This window comes from Oceaniglobus roseus (genome assembly GCF_002869745.1).
GTDB classification, from domain to species: Bacteria; Pseudomonadota; Alphaproteobacteria; order Rhodobacterales; family Rhodobacteraceae; genus Oceaniglobus; species Oceaniglobus roseus.
The window spans coordinates 13,816-31,986 of the sequence record NZ_PNOS01000001.1; the positions used below are offsets into that span (position 1 = coordinate 13,816).

Sequence of the window (18,171 nt, forward strand, 5' to 3'; positions counted from 1 at the left end):
GTGAGGGGCCCCCACAACATCCTGCGGCTGATCCGCACCGGCGCCACGCTGGAGCGGACCGGCGCGATGAACCTCGTGCTCGAGGCGTTCGACGCGCCGCCCTCGCTGCGCTTCGCCGCGCGGTTCCTGGCCGTGCCGTTCCGCTGGCTCGGCTACAAGGGCGATCCGTCGCAGCCGCCCGCGACCCGCGCGCTCACCGCGCTCGGGCCCGCCTACATCAAGTTCGGACAGGTGCTGTCGACCCGCCCCGACGTGGTGGGCGAAGAGCTGGCGGCGCAGCTGCGCGTGCTCCAGGACAAGCTGCCGCCCTTCTCCGTCGCCGAGGCGCGCGAGACGATCGAGCACGAGCTGGAGATCGAGGTCGACACGCTGTTCTCCTCCTTCTCCGAACCCGTCGCCGCGGCCTCCATCGCCCAGGTGCACCACGCGCGGCTGCGCGACAGCGGCCAGGAGGTCGCCGTCAAGGTGCTGCGGCCCGGGATCGAGAAGGCGTTCCAGAAGGACGTCGACGCCTTCTACCTCGCCGCCCGGATGGTCGAGATCCTGGCCCCCGCCACACGCCGCCTGCGTCCCACCGACGTCATCACCCACTTCGAGGGCGTGGTGAAGGGCGAGCTGGACCTGAGGATGGAAACCTCCTCCTCGGCCGAGTTCGCCGCGAACACCGCGAAGGACGAGGGCTTCCGCGTCCCGAAGGTGGAATGGTTCCTCTCGGCCCGCCGGGTTATGACCTCGGAATGGGCCACCGGACTCGGCGCCGGCGACATCGCCGCGATCGAGGCTGCGGGCCACGACCGCAAGGCCCTCGGCGAACGGGTGCTGCGCCTGTTCCTGAACCACGCCCTGCGCGACGGGTTCTTCCACGCCGACATGCACCAGGGAAACCTGAAGATCGCGCCGAACGGCGACATCATCGCGCTCGACTTCGGGATCATGGGGCGGCTCGACGAATACACCCGCCGGGTCTATGCGGAGATCCTGTTCGGCTTCATCCGCAAGGATTACCGCCGCGTCGCCGAGGTGCATTTCGAGGCGGGATACGTCCCCCGCGACAAGGACATCGACGAATTCGCCCGCGCGCTGCGTGCCGTGGGCGAGCCGATCTTCGGCATGGACGCCACCCGCATCTCGATGGCGCGCCTGCTGACATACCTCTTCGAGGTGACGGAACGCTTCGGGATGGAGACGCGGACCGAGCTGATCCTGCTGCAACGCACCATGGTGGTGGTCGAGGGCGTGTCCCGCTCGCTCTATCCGCAGATCAACATCTGGCAGGTCGCCCAGCCCATCGTCGAGGACTACATCAAGACCAACATCGGCCCGAAGGCGCTGCTGCGCGACCTGACGCGCACGGTGCAGGTGCTGGGCCGTTTCGGCCCGCAGCTGCCGCACCTGGCGGAAGAGATCCTGATGCGCCGGAACGAGCCGCAGGTGATCGAGCGACGCCGCAGCCGCTGGGAATCGGTGGCGCTGGTCGCCACGGGCGCGGCGGCGGTGCTGGCCGGTCTATGGATCGGCGATCTGCTTCAGGTGTTCTAGCTCCGCGTCCAGCGCCGCGGCATAGTCGGCCTCGCCCCGCGCCAGACGCCAGGCACAATGCGCCGCCATGCGCCAGGTCAGCAGCGGTTCGAGCAGCGCGAAGCGCGCCGCCAGCGCCTCGCCCCCGAGACGGTGAAGGAACTGCCGACGTTCCGCCGCGTCCAGCGGCCGCCCCCGGCCCAGACGCTGCATCGCCGGAGACAGGAAGATCGCCGCGTCGTGCACCGGGTCGCCGATGGCCGGGCATTGCCAGTCGATCAGCACCGGGGCTCCGCCGCCGGGCGGGCACAGGATGTTGCCCGGCACTGGATCGCCATGGAGGAAGACGTCCGCCGCGTGCTCCGCGGCGCGGGGACGAGGACACAGGGCTGCAAGCCTCTCGCGCAGCCCGGGCGGCAATTGCGCGACCACGCGGGCGGCATCCTTCAGGATCTCGTCGGGCGCGGCGCGCACCCGACGCACCCGGGGCGGCGGCTTGCATCGGTGGACCCGCGCCAGGCTCTGCGCCACGCCCGCCACGTCGGTCTTCCAGGTGGCGCCGGGCTGGAACCGGTAGACCAGGCAGGCGACGTCACCTTCGCACAGGCTGCCCAGCGGCTCGGGCGCCAGGCCCGTGCCCGCAAGATGGACCAGCGCCGCCGCCTCGGCTGCGGGGTCGTTCGGGAACAGCGGCGTGTCGGTCCCGGCGCTGCCGATCTTGCACACCAGCGGGCCGCCATCGCCGCGCGGATCCAGCCGCCAGACCCGGTTCGTCCGCCCGCCCGAAAGCACCGTCCACTGCGCGTCGTCCGGAATCAGGCCATCCTGCTCCAGCCTGCGCCGCAGGTCCAATGGCGGCGGGGCCGCCTGGTCGACCGGGCGCTCCCGTTCCGGATCTCTCTGCACGTCATCGTCCCCCGCATCCGTCGCGGCCAAGGCTTGGGGAAGTCGGGCCGCCGACGCAAGGGGCGCAGGCAGGCGACGCGTCCTGTGCGGGACACGCAGCCGTGGCGGTCGGATTCCGACGCCCCCGCGTCTGCCGGAAGCGGGCCGTCGGCAGGGCGGTCCCGCCCGGTGGCACCGCGCGCTCAGACACCTGCGGAGGCGTCTCGGTCGCGCACGCCCGAAATGTCGCCCGACCGCCGCTCCACCCCGCCGTCGAAGACCAGCAGCAGGTCCCGCCCGTCGCGACGGACCTCGCGCACGGGGGCATAGGCCTCGACCGGCGCAGTCGAGACGAGCGAGTCGCCCTCGAAACTCTCGAGCGAGAAGATGTAGAGGCCCCGCGGCAGGGGCACGCCGTTGTCGTCCAGTCCGGGCCAGGCGGCTGTCCCCTCTTCCGGATCGACGGCGCCCCGGTAGACCTCGCTGCCGAACCGGTCGTAGGCCACCAACTCGTGGCGCTCTCCTGCCAGCGGCACGGGCAGGGCAAGGTCGATCGGCGAACCGGACAGCTCGGCCGGCATGTCGGCCCGCACCTCCAGACCGATCCATTGCACCATGTCGGTCAGGCTGCCCTGCCCGCTCTGCTGGCGGATCTGTTCGAGAAGATCGTTGGTGCGGACCTGCTGCTCGACCCCCGCGAAGGTCGCGAGCTGGACGGCGAAATCCTCGGGATTGGTCGGGTTCAGCGGGTCCTGGTTCCTGATCTGGGTCGTCAGCATCTTCAGAAACGTGTCGAAATCTGACGAGAGAGCGCCCGATGACGCGGTCGGGAACCCGGCAGAGACGGATGTGGCGGCGTTCGTTGGCTGGATGTCCATGGTCGCTCCTCAGAGGCGGATGTCGAGGCGGGCCGAAGTGGCCGCGGGGCGGCCTGGCGGCACGGCGGCGGGGGCGACCGCCGCATCGCTGGACCCGGAAGGCGCGTTTTCGCCCGGCCGGGCAAAGCCGCCCGCAGCGCCGTCGCCACTGGGTCCGAACCGGAAATCAAGGGTTCCGAAGCCGAGATCGCGCAGATCGGCGGCCAGCATGTCGACATGGCGGCGCAACAGCGCGAGCGTGTCGTCCCTGTCGGCCGCGAAGGTCAGTGTCATCGCGCCGTCCTGCGGATGCAGCGTCATGCGCAGCCGACCGAGTTCGTCGGGCGCCAGCGAAATCTCGATCGGCCCGTCCTTCAGACCGGGGCTGGCGAGGACGATCTGGTGCAGCACGGCTGCGGGTGTGCCCCGGAACGGTACGGCAGCCGTCTGCGGTGCAAGGGTGGCGGCACGAGGTTCAGCCTGTCCGGTCCCGGCCGGCGTCTCCAACCCGCCTGCCTCTTCCGGCTCCGCCACGTCGCCCGTGACGCCTGCGCGCGCTTGCGCAAGACCGGGCAGCGGTCCCGCCTCGGTCGCGGGTTTGCGCGTCGTCGATCCCGTGAACGGTGAGGCCGGTCCGGACGTCGAAACTTTCCGCGGCGCCGCCAACCCGAGACGGGTCGGATCCGGCGTCGCAGGGGATGGGTCGTCACGGCGCGCCGGATCCCCGGAGGATCGGAGAGACGTCGGCGGCACCGGCCGTTCCGCCATCGCGTTCCGGGTGTCCGGCCCCGCAGCGGAGAGCGTCCTGTCCACGTCGCGCGTCGCCCCGTCCCGACCGTCCCTCGTCGATTGCTCTACGGGACGAGCCGGGAAGATATCGGGGGCGGACCCGGGCGATCCGGCAGGGAGCGCGACCGGGTGCTGTGCCGTGGCCTGCGGCCCCAGGATCCTCTTCGCCCCGGTCGCATCCGGCAACGGCGAGGATGCAGCGGGTGCCGGGCGCGGAGTCGTGGTCACCCTCGGCCCGGGTTCCGGCCTGACCGCTCCGGCAGCGCCGGTCTGCCAGGCCGGCTTTGGATCCCTGCGCCCGGCATGGAGCGCTGGGTCGGGCGCCGGTGTCATGCGCAGCGGCGGCACCTCCGCCGCTCTTGACCGGTCGTCCGCGGTTGTCCCTGCCGCTTGCGGTGCGGCCGGCTTCGGCGCGATCTCCGTAGTCACGGCCGGACCTCGCCCGGCCGGTCCGGACGGGTCAGGCGACAAGGTCACGGACCGGGCATCAGGCGGACGGGTCGGGGACGTCGCCGGGACGGCCCGCCCCGGATCCGTTCGCGTCGCGTCGGCCGCGTCCGACGCATGTCCGCCGGACCGCGCCATCGGGCGTTCGGCCGATGCGTCCCCCTGTTCCCTGGGGTGTCCCGCAACCTGTGCGCCCGACCCGGCCACCGACGCGATCACACGGGCCTCAGCGGAAGCGGCGGACGCTCCCATCTGGCCCGGCACCGACCGGTCTGCGGCGCGCGTCGGATCGGCGGAGGGCGGGTCTTGCGACAGGGCCGCACGACCCTTTGCAGCTTCTGCACCACCCTCTGTCACCGCGACATGGCTGCGAACCACGGCCGCTGTCTCGGAAACCGCCCGGGGACGCCCCGTGACGCTTTCCGCATCGCCCCGCGGACCATCCGCCAGCAGCCCGTCCGCCCGATCCATCGCGGTCCGCATCGGCCGGTGCGTCGAGGCGACGACGTCGGGCATCGTCCGCGCCGCGCCCGCAGCCCCACGTTTCGGCCGCGATTCGGCGCCCGCCTGGCCCTCAGGGCCCACTTCAGACGCCGCCAGCGGCGTAAAGGGCCTTGATGATGGAAGGGCGTGCGGGACGTCATTCGGCGCTGTTCCGCCCCGGTCTCCGCCGGAGTGCACCAGAGTTCTGGCGACATCCGAAAGGGTCACCCGAGGCTGTTCCCGCATGGCCGGAGGCGAGGCGGGAATGCCGCCGGTCGCACCCCGCGCAAGGGACGGAGATCCGTGGCGCAACCAGGCCGAACCGACAGGATCTGCAGTGTCCGGCGTCGAAGCTGCGCCTTCCGAGGACGGGGAACGGTACGCAACCGGCACGGCGGCCTCGACAGGCCCCGCCCGCGAAGGCAGGCTCGAATCGGGTGGCGGAACGCCCGGAACGAAAGGGGCGGCGCCCGGCGCAGGAGGCAGGGAGAATCGCGAAGCCGACATCTCGCCCCCTGGTGATGGATCCACTCCTGCGATGGCGGGAATGGCCGTTCCGTCCCCGGGCAAAGGCGGCTCCGGCCGGTCCCGCATATCGGTTTCCGGCTCCGGTCCCGAAGGGCCTTCGCCCCCGCCAACCCCGTTCGCCGGACCTCCGTGATGCTCGTCCCCGGCGTGATCGGGGCCGGACCGCCGGCGGGCGGCGACCGCCGTGTCGCGCAGGGCGGATTCCGGCGTGCGCTCATAGCGATAAAGGAAGCGCGCAGCGCGTTCCGGCCGGGCGGCGGCTTCCCCCTGACTCGCCGGTATCGGCCTGGAAAGCGATGCCCGGGGCATGTCCGCAGAAACGAGACGGTCCATTCTGGTGCCTTACCTGATGGTTTCCACACCGTCATGACAGCCTTTGGTTACTCGATCTTTACCGCTCGGGCGTTTTCTTGGGTCAGCCAAGGAGGAGATTCCATGCCGCCCGTCATGTCCGTTCTGCACCCGGCACCCCCCGATCCCGCGCTGCGCGACCGCGCCCTGCACCGCGCCGCACAGCAGGTCGAGGTCGATTTTCTCACCGAGATGCTGAAGGCGGCAGGAGTCGCCGCGCCACGCAATCTTTTCGGTGGCGGTGCCGGGGAAGAGCAGTTTGCCTCGTTCCTGCGTCGCGCCCAGGCAGAGCGGATGGTCAGTGCCGGCGGGATCGGTCTGGCCGAACATCTCTTCAATGCCCTGAAGGTCCGCGACGATGGCCGCTGACCGCGCCGCGCGCCGGCTTGAATCGCTGCTCGAGGAAGAGCGGGCGGCCCTGGTCGCGGGTGCGCTCGACCGGCTTGAGGGGATCGCCCGGCGCAAGCCCGCGCTGCTGGATGCCGTCGGCAAGGCGCCGCCGGACAAGGCCCGGCTGGACCGACTCCTGACGCTCGGACGGCGCAACGAACACTTGCTGGTTGCGGCACGGCAGGGGCTTTCCGCGGTGCGGGACAGGCTGGAACAGGTGGCCCGCGGCAGCGCGACGAGGATCTATTCGGCCGACGGGGCGCGCCAGGATCTCGGGTGTCCGGTCGGCACCCTGCACCGACGCGCCTGAGCCGGTGGCATTTGAAGGAGTATCCGGGATCGGATTATCGAGTTGTTAGAGGTTCCGCGCGATTGTCTCCTTAGTCACCAGCAGGGTGATCGCGCAGATCCGGCCAGGTCCGCAACTGCGGTGTCCACGTCAGAATGACTCACTCCATGTCCGCGCCCGTAGAGGGGGGAGGGCATGACCACGGGTGCAAAAGCACCGGCTTGTCAAAGGAACAACAATGTCCAGTATTCTGACCAACACCGGCGCGATGGTCGCGCTGCAGAGCCTCAAGTCCATCAACTCGGGCCTGGAGAAGACGCAGTCCGAAATCTCGACCGGCAAGTCCATCGCGAATGCGAAGGACAACTCGGCCATCTGGTCGATCTCCAAGGTCATGGAGTCCGACGTCCGCGGCTTCAAGGGCATCTCCGACAGCCTCGCGCTCGGCGAATCGACGGTGGCCGTGGCGCGCAACGCCTCGGAAACCGTGACCGAGCTGCTGACGCAGATGAAGGAGAAGATCGTCGCGGCCCAGGAAGACAACGTCGATCGCACGAAGATCAACGACGACGTCACCCAGCTGCGCAACCAGATCAACTCGGTCGTCTCGGCGGCGCAGTTCAACGGCCTGAACCTGGTGGATGGCAGCGTCGCCAACTCGACCATCCTGGCCTCGCTCGACCGCGACTCCACAGGCGCCGTGACCGCGTCGCAGATCACCGTGACTGCGCAGGACCTGTCCTCGGGCGGCTATGTCGCCAACGACATCTTCTCGGGCAGCTCCAGCGGCAGCTCGGCGGCGGGCGACACCGTGGCCTTCCCGCTGGATGCCGGCGGCGGCAACGAGCAGATCGAGATCGCCGAGAACGGGGCGGCCTTCGCCGCGGGCGACCGCGTGTCGCTGCGGATCGGCGAAGAGGAGGTGTCCTACACCATCACCGCCGACGACGCGGCATCGACCACCACCGCCGACATCGTTGCGGTGGCCCTGAAGGCGAAGATCGACGAGCTCGGCATTGCCGGTCTGACCGTCGACTACGACAGCGGCACCCCCGGTACGCTGGACTTCACCAACGCCGGCACCACGGACATCGCCATCAGCGGGCAGTTCCAGAATGCCGGTTCGGGGGGTCTGGGCGGCCTGGCCACCATCGACGTGACGACCCAGGCCAATGCCACGGCCGCCCTCGGCACGATCGAGACCCTGATCGACACGGCGATCAGCGCCTCGGCGGCCTTCGGTTCGGTCCAGGGCCGGATCGAGACCCAGTCGAACTTCATCTCCAGCCTGACGGACTCGCTCAAGGCCGGGATCGGATCGCTGGTCGACGCCGACATGGAGGAGGCCTCGGCCCGGCTCCAGGCGCTCCAGGTGCAGCAACAGCTGGGTGTTCAGGCCCTGTCGATCGCCAACCAGGCGCCGCAGTCGATCCTGTCTCTGTTCCGCTGAGGTCGAGGGGCAAGGCCGTCGTCCTGACGGCCTTGCCCGCCAGCCAATGGGCCCCTGAACACGCTCTCGCGATGAAGGAAAAGACGTGAACGCTCTTCAACTCGCCAAAACGGCCTACTCGCCTGTCGCGGCGCCGCTTCGCACCGCCCAATGTACCGAGTACGAGGCTTTCGTGAAGGTCACGACGGCGCTCAGGTCCGCAAGGAACCCCGCCGAAATGGCGCGCGCGGTCTACGAGAACCGAAGGCTCTGGGGCCTCCTCGCGGCGGATGTCGCGGGCGACGGCAACCGCCTTCCCGGCGCCCTGCGCGCCCGCATCTTCTACCTGTCCGAATTCACCTCGCATCACAGCCGCAAGGTTCTTGCCGGCGATGCGACCGCGGATGTCCTGGTGGACATCAACAGCGCGGTGATGGCAGGACTACGCCAGCAGAGGTCCGCGGGATGAGCGGACTGGTCCTGAAACTCGCCCCGAACGAGCGGGTGCTGATAAACGGCGCCGTGATCGAGAACGGCAGCCGCCGGGGGCGGCTCAACATCGTCACCCCGGGCGCCAACATCCTGCGGCTGCGCGACGCGCTGCATCCCGACGAGATCAACACGCCGGTGCGCCGCGTCTGCTACATCGCGCAGCTCGTCCTGTCCGGAGAAGCCGATCCCGACGACGCCAATCCGCAACTGCTGAACGGGATCGCCCAGCTGTCGCAGGTCCTGCGCGACCGGGACAGCCAGGACTGGCTTTCCCGGGCCAGGGATGCCGTGCAGCAGAACCAGCACTATTACGTGCTGAAGCACCTCCGCATGCTTCTTCCTTTCGAGGAGGCCCTTTTCGCCATCGGCGCCAGGTGAAGACCGCGGCGGCGACGGCGACGGAGCAGGGTCTTCTCCGCCATCGGCGCGAGCGCCCGGGACGGCGGAGAACGGGGTTTACCGAGACAGTCCGTGCTTCGGGCCCCTGCGGATACGTGGAACGGCGCGAAGCCGCCGGGGTGCGAAACCGCGCGCGGACCCGAGCCAGGATGCAGGGATTGCCCTGTCCAAGTTCGAAACCCAGCCTGACGCTTGACGCAGGGCCGGGTTTCGAACGCGGCGACAGGAGCGCCCCGCGGTTCACCCGGCCGGAACGCCCACTGCCAAGGCGCCGCTACGCGTCGCGAAGCGGCGACTGGGAGCCGAGGAAGTTTCCGACGATCCGCAGGACCGGCACGTTGTCGCAGAGCACCTTGAAGGTGACCAGGAACGGCACCGCCATGAGCGCTCCGGGTACGCCCCAGAGCCAACCCCAGAGCACGACCGCCAGGAACACCGAGACGGTGTTGAGCTCCAGGCTGCGGCCCAGCAGCGTCGGCGTGACGAACTGCCCCTCGATCGACGTCAGCATGAGGTAGGAGAAGGGCGCCAGCAGCGCGTAGCCGGGGCTGTCGAAGGTCAAAAGCGCCACTCCGGCCACGAGGATTACGCCCACGACGGCGCCGACGAAGGGCAGGAAGTTCAGAAGGAAGGCCAGCAGACCCCAGATCAGCCAGTTCGGCATCCCGACCAGCCACATCGCGAAGCCGATGCAGACCCCGAGCCCCGCGTTGATGACGGTGATGCTGAGCAGATAGCGGGAGATCCGCCGCTCCACGTCCTTCACGACCATGAGCGCGGTCTTCTTGTCCTCGAACCGGGAGAAGGACTGCACCAGCTTCTCGTGAAACAGGGTTCCCGACGCCAGCAGGAAGGTCGCGAGCACCAGCGCCACCAGCAGGCTGGTCAACATGGTCATCGCACCGCTCGCCGCCATCGACAGGAATCCGGGCCGGTCGACGGCGACTTCCCGCACCGCTTCGTCCTTCCCGGGCGTCGCCATTTCCTCGACGTTCTTGGAGGCGTCCTTGATCTTCTCGACCGAATCGTTCAGCCCGGCGAGCTTGTACTGCAGTTCCTGTCCCATCGCGGGCAGGTCCTCGAGCCATTCGGAGATTGGTCCGCTGGCGAAATAGGCCGCGACGAAGCCGGTGGTCCCGAGGGTCAGCATGACCAGGACGGCCGTTGCCGGCGCCGGGATGCCGATGCGGCCCAGCCCGCGCACGACCGGGCTGAAGGTCAGCGCCAGCATCACGCCGAGGAAGACCGGGAACATCAGTTCGCGGGCGAAGTATATGACGGTGAAGGCGACGAAGACGAGAAGCCAGGACAGGGCGAGACGGATCTTTCTCAGTTCTTCGGTTTCGGGAGTGCTCGGTTCTGTGGGGGAGCTCACGACGCGGGGGTCTCCGGAGGCTGTGCAGGGTCGCACGACACGCAACGCGCGGCCCCCTCCAGGGTTCCGCCGCGCCGCGAACAAGGCCGCGAACAAGACGGGCCTTGCACCTTCGGCCCCGCAGACGTATATGCGGTGCCATAGCGGCGCGTCGGGGTCCAAACCCGAAGGCACCACCGGAGTTTGGTGACGGGCCGCGCGCCCGTTTTTTTGTGCCTGCACGCCAGGCGCGTCACCCAGACCGAAGGCTGATCGCATGTCCGACATGATTGCAAAGGCCAGCATCGACCGCCGCCTTGCGGAGGTCATCACCCCCGTTATCGAGGATCTCGGGTTCGAGCTTGTGCGCGTCCGCTACATGGGCGGCAAGACACCCACTGTGCAGATCATGGCCGACCGCCCCGGCGGCGGGATCGAGGTGGACGACTGCGCGCGCATCTCGACCGCGGTCTCGGCCCACCTCGACGTCGAGGATCCGATCGAGGATGCCTATACCCTCGAGGTGTCGAGCCCCGGCATCGACCGGCCGCTGACCCGGCTGAAGGATTTCGACGACTGGCAGGGCTACGAGGCCAAGCTCGAGACCTCGGAAATGATCGACGGCCGCCGCCGCTTCAAGGGCATCCTTGCCGGGATCGACGGCAGCGAGGTGCTGATCGAGATCGAGGAAGGCACGATCGGTCTCCAGTTCGACTGGCTTTCGGACGCCAAGCTGGTGCTGACCGAGGATCTGATCCGCGACGTCCTGCGCAGCCGCAAGGACGCTGGCCAGATCGACGAATCGCAGTTCGACGCGGTGGAAACCGTGCTGGACGATGAAGACGAAGACGATGACACGGCCGCCAAGGCCCCAAGGGAGAACTGAGCGATGGCGATTACCTCTGCCAACCAGCTTGAGCTTTTGCAGACCGCCGAGGCGGTGGCCCGCGAGAAGATGATCGACCCCGCCCTGGTGGTCGAGGCGATGGAAGAGTCGCTCGCCCGGGCCGCCAAGTCGCGCTACGGCAGCGAGATGGACATCCGCGTGTCGATCGACCGCAGGACCGGCCGCGCCACCTTCACCCGGGTGCGCACCGTGGTCGGCGAGGACATGCTCGAGAACTACCAGGCCGAAGTGACGCCGAAGCAGGCGGCCGACCTGATCAAGGGCGCGGCCCCCGCGCTGGTCGTGCTGTCGGGCATCGCCGAGATCCCGTCGGAAGAACCGGGCGGCAAGCCCGAGACCCGCAAGATCCGCCGCTTCGGCCTGCGCAAGCCCACCGATGCCGACCGCAAGCTGATGGAGGGCGTGGACCAGACCACCCCGCCCCAGGACGGCGACGAGATCTTCGACGAGGTGCCGCCGGTCGAAATGGGCCGGATCGCCGCCCAGTCGGCCAAGCAGGTGATCCTGCAGAAGGTCCGCGAGGCCGAGCGCGACCGCCAGTACGAAGAGTTCAAGGACCGCGCGGGCACGATCATCAACGGTGTCGTCAAGCGCGAGGAATACGGCAACGTCATCGTCGACATCGGCCGGGGCGAAGGCATCCTGCGACGCAACGACAAGATCGGCCGCGAAAGCTATCGCCCGAACGACCGCGTGCGCTGCTACATCAAGGACGTGCGCCGCGAGGTGCGCGGGCCGCAGATCTTCCTCAGCCGCACCGACCCGCAGTTCATGGCCGAACTGTTCAAGATGGAAGTGCCCGAGATCTACGACGGCATCATCGAGATCAAGGCCGTGGCCCGCGATCCCGGCTCCCGCGCGAAGATCGCCGTCATCTCCTATGACAGCAGCATCGACCCCGTCGGCGCGTGCGTCGGCATGAGGGGCTCCCGCGTGCAGGCGGTGGTGAACGAGCTTCAGGGCGAGAAGATCGACATCATCCCGTGGAACGAGGACATCCCGACCTTCCTCGTCAACGCGCTGCAGCCCGCCGAGGTCTCCAAGGTCGTGCTGGACGAGGAAGCCGAGCGGATCGAGGTCGTGGTCCCGGACGAGCAGCTGTCGCTGGCCATCGGGCGGCGCGGCCAGAACGTGCGCCTGGCCTCGCAGCTGACCGGCCTCGATATCGACATCATGACCGAAGAGCAGGAAAGCCAGCGCCGCCAGGCCGAGTTCGAGGAGCGCACGAAGCTCTTCATGGACACGCTGGACCTGGACGAGTTCTTCGCGCAGCTCCTCGTCTCGGAAGGCTTCACGAACCTCGAAGAGGTCGCCTATGTCGATGCCGACGAGCTTCTGGTGATCGACGGGGTCGATGACGACACCGCGGCGGAACTCCAGGCGCGGGCGAAGGATTACCTCGATGCGCAGAACAAGAAGGCGCTCGACCATGCCCGCGAGCTGGGGGTCGAGGACAGCCTGGTTGACTTCGAGGGCCTGACACCCCAGATGATCGAGGCACTGGCCATGGACGGCGTGAAGACGCTGGAAGATTTCGCGACATGTGCCGACTGGGAACTGGCCGGTGGCTGGACCACGGTCGATGGCCAGCGTGTCAAGGACGACGGCGTTCTCGAGAGGTTCGACGTCAGCCTGGAAGAAGCCCAGACGCTTGTCATGACGGCGCGTATCCAGCTGGGTTGGGTCGACCCTGCCGAGCTCGAGGCGGACGCCCCGGACGAAGACGAAGAAGCGGAGGCCTGAGCCAGGCATGTCCCGCGGAGGCCGAGAACCGGATTACACCGACCCCGAGCGCAAGTGCATTGCGACCGGGGAGGTCCACCCCAAGCGGGGGCTGATCCGCTTCATTGTGGGCCCCGACGACATGGTATATCCTGACTTGGCAGAAAAGCTGCCGGGTCGGGGTATCTGGGTCAGCGCCGAGCGTTCGGCGCTGGAGACCGCGGTCCGGAAGAACCTGTTCTCGCGCGGCGCGAAGCGCCAGGTGAGTGTGCCGCCCGATCTGATCGCGCTTGTCGACGCCGCGCTCCTGCGCCGGGTGACCGACAGGCTGGCCATGGCCCGCAAGGCGGGGCAGGCGATCGCCGGGTATGAAAAGGTGAAAGACTGGCTGTCGCAGGACAAGGCGGCCATCCTCGTCCAGGCCTCCGACGGGTCCGAACGGGGCAAATCCAAGCTTCGGCCCCCCGGCGGAAGGGGGTCGTTTTTCGAGATTCTGACCGCGCCAGAATTGGGTTTGGCATTCGGTCGGGAACATGTGATACATGCGGCGCTCGCCGCAGGGGGACTCGCTGATCGCTTCAGGGAGGACGCCGTGCGGCTTTCAGGCGTTCGCGATGATGTCGGTGGAAACGCCACCGGAAAGGTAAAGAAGACCACATGAGCGACAATGACGGCAAGAAAACTCTCGGCCTGCGGGGCCCCGGCTCCCGATCCGGACAGGTGAAGCAGAGCTTCAGCCATGGCCGGACCAAGAGTGTTGTGGTCGAGACCAAGCGCAAGCGCGTCGTGGTGCCGAAGCCTGCCGCGGGCAAGGCCGCGTCCTCCTCTTCCGGTGCGGCGGCTGGGGGTGATCCCTCGAAGCGTCCCGCCGGGATCTCGGACGCCGAACTCGAACGCCGGATGAAGGCACTGGCAGCGGCCCGTGCGCGGGAAGCCGAAGAGGCCGCCCAGCGTGAGGCCGAGGAGAAGGCGCGCGCCGAAGAGCGCGAGCGTCGCCGGGCCGAGATCGAGGCGAAGGAAGCCGAAGAGCGCGAGCGCGAGGAAAAGGCTCGTGCCAAGGCCGAGGAAGACGAACGCCGCCTGCGCGAAGAGGCCGAGGCGAAAGCCCGCGCCAACGCGCCCAAGGCCGCACCCGCCGCTGCGCCGACCCCGGCCGACCTGGAATCCGCAACCGCCGACGGCGGCCGCGGCAAGGGCGCCGTCACCGCGCGCAAGGCGGACGACCGCGACCAGGACCGCAGCAGCAAGCCCGGCAAGGGCCGCGACGACTCGCGCCGCTCGGGCAAGCTGACGCTGAACCAGGCGCTGACCGGCGGCGAAGGCGGGCGGCAGCGCTCGATGGCCGCGATGAAGCGCAAGCAGGAGCGGGCCCGCCAGAAGGCCATGGGCCAGAACGTCGAGCGCGAGAAGGTCGTGCGCGACGTGCAGCTGCCCGAGGCGATCACGGTCCAGGAACTGGCGAACCGGATGGCAGAACGTGTGGCGGACGTGGTCAAGATGCTGATGCGCGAAGGCGTGATGGCGACCCAGAACCAGACGATCGACGCAGACACCGCCGAACTCGTGATCGAGGAATTCGGCCACAAGGTGGTGCGCGTTTCGGACGCCGACGTCGAGCAGGTCATCGACCAGGTCGAGGACGCGCCGGAAGATCTGCAGCCGCGTGCGCCGATCATCACCGTCATGGGCCACGTCGACCACGGCAAGACCTCGCTTCTGGACGCTATCCGGAAGTCCAAGGTCGTCGCGGGCGAGGCCGGCGGGATCACGCAGCACATCGGCGCCTACCAGGTGACGACGGACAATGGCCAGCTTCTGACCTTCCTCGACACCCCGGGCCACGCCGCCTTCACCTCCATGCGCTCCCGCGGGGCGCAGGTGACGGACATCGTGATCCTCGTGGTCGCCGCCGACGACGCGGTGATGCCGCAGACGGTGGAAGCCATCAACCACGCAAAGGCCGCGAAGGTGCCGATGATCGTGGCGATCAACAAGATCGACCGCCCGGCCGCGAACCCGACCAAGGTGCGCACCGACCTGCTCCAGCACGAAGTCGTGGTGGAAGCCATGTCGGGCGATGTTCTGGACGTGGAAGTGTCCGCCGTGACCGGCCAGGGCCTCGACAACCTGCTGGAAAGCATCGCGCTCCAGGCCGAGATCCTGGACCTGAAGGCGAACCCGAACCGGGCCGCCCAGGGTGCCGTGATTGAGGCCCAGCTTGATGTCGGCCGCGGCCCCGTGGCGACGGTTCTGGTTCAGAACGGCACGCTGAAAAAGGGCGACATCTTCGTCGTGGGCGAGCAGTGGGGCAAGGTCCGCGCTCTGGTCAACGACAAGGGCGAGCGTGTGGACGAGGCCGGGCCGTCGGTTCCGGTCGAGGTTCTGGGCCTGAACGGCACGCCGGAAGCGGGCGACACGCTGAACGTGGTCGAGACCGAGGCACAGGCGCGCGAGATTGCGGAGTACCGCGAAAACGCCGCCAAGGAGAAGCGCGCCGCCGCCGGTGCCGCCACCACGCTCGAGCAGATGATGGCGAAGGCGAAGGCCGACGAGGACGTGGCGGAGCTGCCGATCCTCGTGAAGGCCGACGTTCAGGGCTCGGCCGAGGCCATCGTCCAGGCGATGGAGAAGATCGGGAACGAGGAAGTCCGCGTGCGCGTGCTGCACTACGGTGTGGGCGCGATCACCGAGACCGACGTCGGCCTGGCCGAGGCCAGCAAGGCGCCGATCATGGGCTTCAACGTCCGTGCCAACGCCTCGGCCCGCAACACGGCGAACCAGAAGGGTGTCGAGATCCGGTACTACTCGGTGATCTACGACTTGGTGGACGACGTGAAGGCGGCCGCATCCGGCCTGCTCTCGGCCGAGGTGCGCGAGAACTTCATCGGCTACGCCGAGATCAAGGAGGTCTTCAAGGTCTCCAACGTCGGCAAGGTCGCGGGCTGCCTGGTGACCGAGGGCGTCGCCCGCCGGTCCGCCGGGGTGCGCCTGCTGCGCGACAACGTGGTGATCCACGAAGGCACGCTGAAGACCCTTAAGCGCTTCAAGGACGAAGTGACCGAGGTTCAGTCCGGACAGGAATGCGGCATGGCGTTCGAGAACTACGACGACATCCGGCCGAAGGACGTGATCGAGATCTTCACCCGCGAGGAAGTCGAGCGGAACCTCGCCTGAGCGCGAACCGCCCACCGGCCGCCGAAAAGCAAAAGGACAGCCCGCGGGCTGTCCTTTTTTTGTCGCCTGGCGATCCGCTCAGTGCGTCAAGGGCGCGCGTACCGGCTTCCCGGCATAAAGAAGCTCCCCCACCTTCACGACGATGCGTCCATCGTCCAGCGATTTGACCAGCGTCCCCTGAACGGAAACGCAGCTTCCAATTGTGATCGTTTGCACCATTCGGTCCGCTCCCCAAGACAAGTGAGGTCGAGAATACCCCAAATCGGTTAACAGACTATGCTAATCATTGGCGTTACAGCACGAAAACCGCTTAATTTCTGTGCAAACGGAGCGGGACCGGCGACAATCCAAGAGACGTTAGAACGAGAGCCGCCCGATTCACAGCAGATCGCGAATCATCGGGATCAAGGGCTTGTCGGCCGGCGGCATGGGATAATCCCGCAACGCCGCGACGCTCACCCACTTCAGCACCTGGTTCTCGCGCGGGCGCGGCGTGCCCTTCCACTTCCGGCAGACGAAAAGCGGCATCAGAAGGTGAAAGTCGTCGTAACTGTGCGAGGCGAAGGTCAGCGGGGCGAGGCAGCTCTGCCAGGTGTCGATGCCCAGCTCCTCCTGAAGCTCGCGGATCAGCGCCGCCTCCGGCGTCTCTCCGGCCTCGACCTTGCCGCCGGGAAACTCCCAGAGCCCGGCCATCGACTTGCCCTCGGGCCGCTGCGCCAGCAGCACCCGCCCGTCGGGATCGACGAGCAGGACGGCAGACACGAGAACGGTCTTCACGAGCGGTAGTCGGCGTTGATCGTGATGTACTGGTGGGTCAGGTCGCAGGTCCAGACGGTCGCCGCGCCGGTGCCAAGCCCCAGGTCGACGCCGATCTCCAGCTCCTGCCGCTTCATGTAATCGGCGCCCACGGCCTCGGAATAGGACGGTGCGACCCAGCCCTTCTCGGCCACCAGGCTGTCACCGAACCAGATCGACAGCAGGTCGCGATCGGCCTTCGCGCCGGACTTGCCCACGGCCATGACGATGCGGCCCCAGTTCGGATCCTCTCCCGCCAGAGCGGTCTTGACGAGGGGCGAGTTGGCGATGGCCATGGCGACCTTGCGCGCATCCTGGGCGGTGTCGGCGCCCGTGACCTTGACCGCGACGAACTTCGTCGCCCCTTCGCCATCCTTCACCACCTGGTGGGCGAGGTCCAGCATCACGCCGTGCAGCGCCGCCTCGAAGGCCTTGGCCTCCTTCGTGTTCAGCCGGGACACCGGCGCATTGCCCGCCTTCCCCGTCGCCGCGACAAGCAGGGAGTCGGAGGTCGAGGTGTCGCTGTCCACGGTGATGCAGTTGAACGTGCTCTCGTTCGCCCGGCTGACCATCTTCTGCAGCGTGTCCTGCGAAATGGCGGCATCGGTGAAGATGTAGACCAGCATCGTCGCCATGTCGGGCGCGATCATGCCCGACCCCTTGGCGATCCCCGCGATCTTCACGGGTGTGCCGCCCAGGTCGACCGTGGCCATGGCGCCCTTCGGAAAGGTGTCCGTCGTCATGATCGCCGCGGCGGCGTCGGAGATTGCATCGGGCGACAGGGTGTCGCGCAGTTCCTCCAGCTTGGCGAGGACACGGTCGAATTTCAGCGGCTCGCCGATCACCCCGGTGGAGGAGGAAAAGACGCGTGCCGCGGGAATGCCCATCATCTCGGCCACGCCACCCGTGACCTTCGCCACGGCATCGCGGCCGTTCGAGCCGGTGAAGGCGTTGGAATTGCCGGAGTTGACGATGATCGCCGCCCCTTCCGTCGCGTCGCCGCCCAGCTTTTCCTGGCAGTCGAGCACGGGGGCCGCGCGGGTCGAGGAGCGGGTGAAGACCCCGGCAACCGCGGTGCCCGGCGCCAGTTCGGCCAGCATCACGTCGCGGCGGCCCTGGTAGCGGACCCCGGCGGCAACGGCGGCGAAGCGCACGCCGTCGATCACCGGCAGCGCCGGGAATCCGGCGGGCGGGGCCAGCGGCGACACCGGGTTCGCCGCCTTGACCTTGGCCGGGGCGGCAGCCGCCACGGCCTTCTTCGAGGATTTCGCGGTCTTGGCCTTGGTGTTCGACCCGGACTTCGCCTTTTCGGCGGATTTGCCCTTGGTCTTCTTCTTGTCGTCCTTGGCCATTCCCGCTCCG

Annotated in this window: 16 protein-coding genes; 10 read left to right on the top strand and 6 right to left on the bottom strand. The window is 68.2% G+C overall.

Going from position 1 to position 18,171, the window contains the following annotated elements; genetic code table 11:
- Complete coding sequence (gene ubiB / locus A7B20_RS00065; RefSeq protein ID WP_102106504.1) at positions 1-1,539, top strand: 2-polyprenylphenol 6-hydroxylase; 1,539 nt, start codon at positions 1-3, stop codon at positions 1,537-1,539.
- Here the strand turns inward: ubiB and A7B20_RS00070 are convergent.
- The 3 genes from A7B20_RS00070 to fliK all read right to left on the bottom strand — a co-directional run bounded on the left by A7B20_RS00070 (position 1,507) and on the right by fliK (position 3,671).
- Positions 1,507-2,424: a phosphotransferase family protein gene (locus A7B20_RS00070; protein ID WP_157937565.1), complete on the bottom strand. Its 918-nt coding sequence runs from the start codon at positions 2,422-2,424 to the stop codon at positions 1,507-1,509. The genes ubiB and A7B20_RS00070 overlap by 33 nt on opposite strands.
- Before the next feature lie 182 nt (positions 2,425-2,606).
- A complete protein-coding gene (locus A7B20_RS00075; protein WP_102106506.1) occupies positions 2,607-3,281 on the bottom strand; it encodes a flagellar hook capping FlgD N-terminal domain-containing protein in 675 nt (224 codons plus the stop codon).
- 9 nt (positions 3,282-3,290) lie between these two features.
- Positions 3,291-3,671, bottom strand: coding sequence for a flagellar hook-length control protein FliK (fliK, locus tag A7B20_RS21145; RefSeq protein ID WP_157937566.1), 381 nt, complete (start codon positions 3,669-3,671; stop codon positions 3,291-3,293).
- Between the two features lie 2,271 nt (positions 3,672-5,942).
- Between fliK and A7B20_RS00085 the strand changes: the two genes are divergently transcribed.
- The 5 genes from A7B20_RS00085 (at position 5,943) to flbT (ending at position 8,836) form a co-directional block, all read left to right on the top strand.
- Positions 5,943-6,227: a rod-binding protein gene (locus A7B20_RS00085; protein WP_425437114.1), complete on the top strand. Its 285-nt coding sequence runs from the start codon at positions 5,943-5,945 to the stop codon at positions 6,225-6,227.
- Positions 6,217-6,558 (top strand): hypothetical protein, encoded by a 342-nt coding sequence (locus A7B20_RS00090; RefSeq protein ID WP_102106508.1) that lies wholly within the window; start codon positions 6,217-6,219, stop codon positions 6,556-6,558. Before A7B20_RS00085 ends, A7B20_RS00090 begins: the two co-directional genes overlap by 11 nt.
- A gap of 217 nt (positions 6,559-6,775) precedes the next feature.
- Positions 6,776-7,987: a flagellin gene (locus A7B20_RS00095; RefSeq protein WP_102106509.1), complete on the top strand. Its 1,212-nt coding sequence runs from the start codon at positions 6,776-6,778 to the stop codon at positions 7,985-7,987.
- An 85-nt stretch (positions 7,988-8,072) separates the two neighbouring features.
- Positions 8,073-8,435 carry a flagellar biosynthesis regulator FlaF gene (gene flaF, locus A7B20_RS00100; protein ID WP_102106510.1) on the top strand — a complete coding sequence of 121 codons (363 nt, stop codon included), beginning with the start codon at positions 8,073-8,075 and terminating at the stop codon, positions 8,433-8,435.
- Complete coding sequence (flbT, locus tag A7B20_RS00105; RefSeq protein ID WP_102106511.1) at positions 8,432-8,836, top strand: flagellar biosynthesis repressor FlbT; 405 nt, start codon at positions 8,432-8,434, stop codon at positions 8,834-8,836. Before flaF ends, flbT begins: the two co-directional genes overlap by 4 nt.
- A gap of 295 nt (positions 8,837-9,131) precedes the next feature.
- Here the strand turns inward: flbT and A7B20_RS00110 are convergent, their stop codons facing one another.
- Positions 9,132-10,232 carry an AI-2E family transporter gene (locus A7B20_RS00110; RefSeq protein WP_245866423.1) on the bottom strand — a complete coding sequence of 367 codons (1,101 nt, stop codon included), beginning with the start codon at positions 10,230-10,232 and terminating at the stop codon, positions 9,132-9,134.
- 256 nt (positions 10,233-10,488) lie between these two features.
- On the opposite strand from A7B20_RS00110, the gene rimP reads away from it, so the two are divergent.
- The 4 genes from rimP to infB are packed head-to-tail and all read left to right on the top strand — an operon-like array spanning position 10,489 to position 16,014.
- Positions 10,489-11,097, top strand: coding sequence for a ribosome maturation factor RimP (gene rimP, locus A7B20_RS00115; RefSeq protein WP_102106513.1), 609 nt, complete (start codon positions 10,489-10,491; stop codon positions 11,095-11,097).
- 3 nt (positions 11,098-11,100) lie between these two features.
- Positions 11,101-12,861, top strand: coding sequence for a transcription termination factor NusA (gene nusA / locus A7B20_RS00120; protein ID WP_102106514.1), 1,761 nt, complete (start codon positions 11,101-11,103; stop codon positions 12,859-12,861).
- 7 nt (positions 12,862-12,868) lie between these two features.
- Positions 12,869-13,501, top strand: coding sequence for an RNA-binding protein (locus tag A7B20_RS00125; RefSeq protein ID WP_102106515.1), 633 nt, complete (start codon positions 12,869-12,871; stop codon positions 13,499-13,501).
- A complete protein-coding gene (gene infB, locus A7B20_RS00130; protein WP_102106516.1) occupies positions 13,498-16,014 on the top strand; it encodes a translation initiation factor IF-2 in 2,517 nt (838 codons plus the stop codon). Before A7B20_RS00125 ends, infB begins: the two co-directional genes overlap by 4 nt.
- A 378-nt stretch (positions 16,015-16,392) precedes the next feature.
- Here infB and mutT read toward each other — a convergent pair whose 3' ends face one another.
- Positions 16,393-16,791 (bottom strand): 8-oxo-dGTP diphosphatase MutT, encoded by a 399-nt coding sequence (mutT, locus tag A7B20_RS00135; protein WP_102106517.1) that lies wholly within the window; start codon positions 16,789-16,791, stop codon positions 16,393-16,395.
- The gene (gene argJ / locus A7B20_RS00140) at positions 16,788-18,161 is read right to left on the bottom strand and encodes a bifunctional glutamate N-acetyltransferase/amino-acid acetyltransferase ArgJ (protein WP_102106518.1); all 1,374 of its coding nucleotides are present in this window, start codon (positions 18,159-18,161) and stop codon (positions 16,788-16,790) included. The genes mutT and argJ overlap by 4 nt, the downstream gene beginning before the upstream one ends.
- Positions 18,162-18,171: the final 10 nt, after the last annotated feature.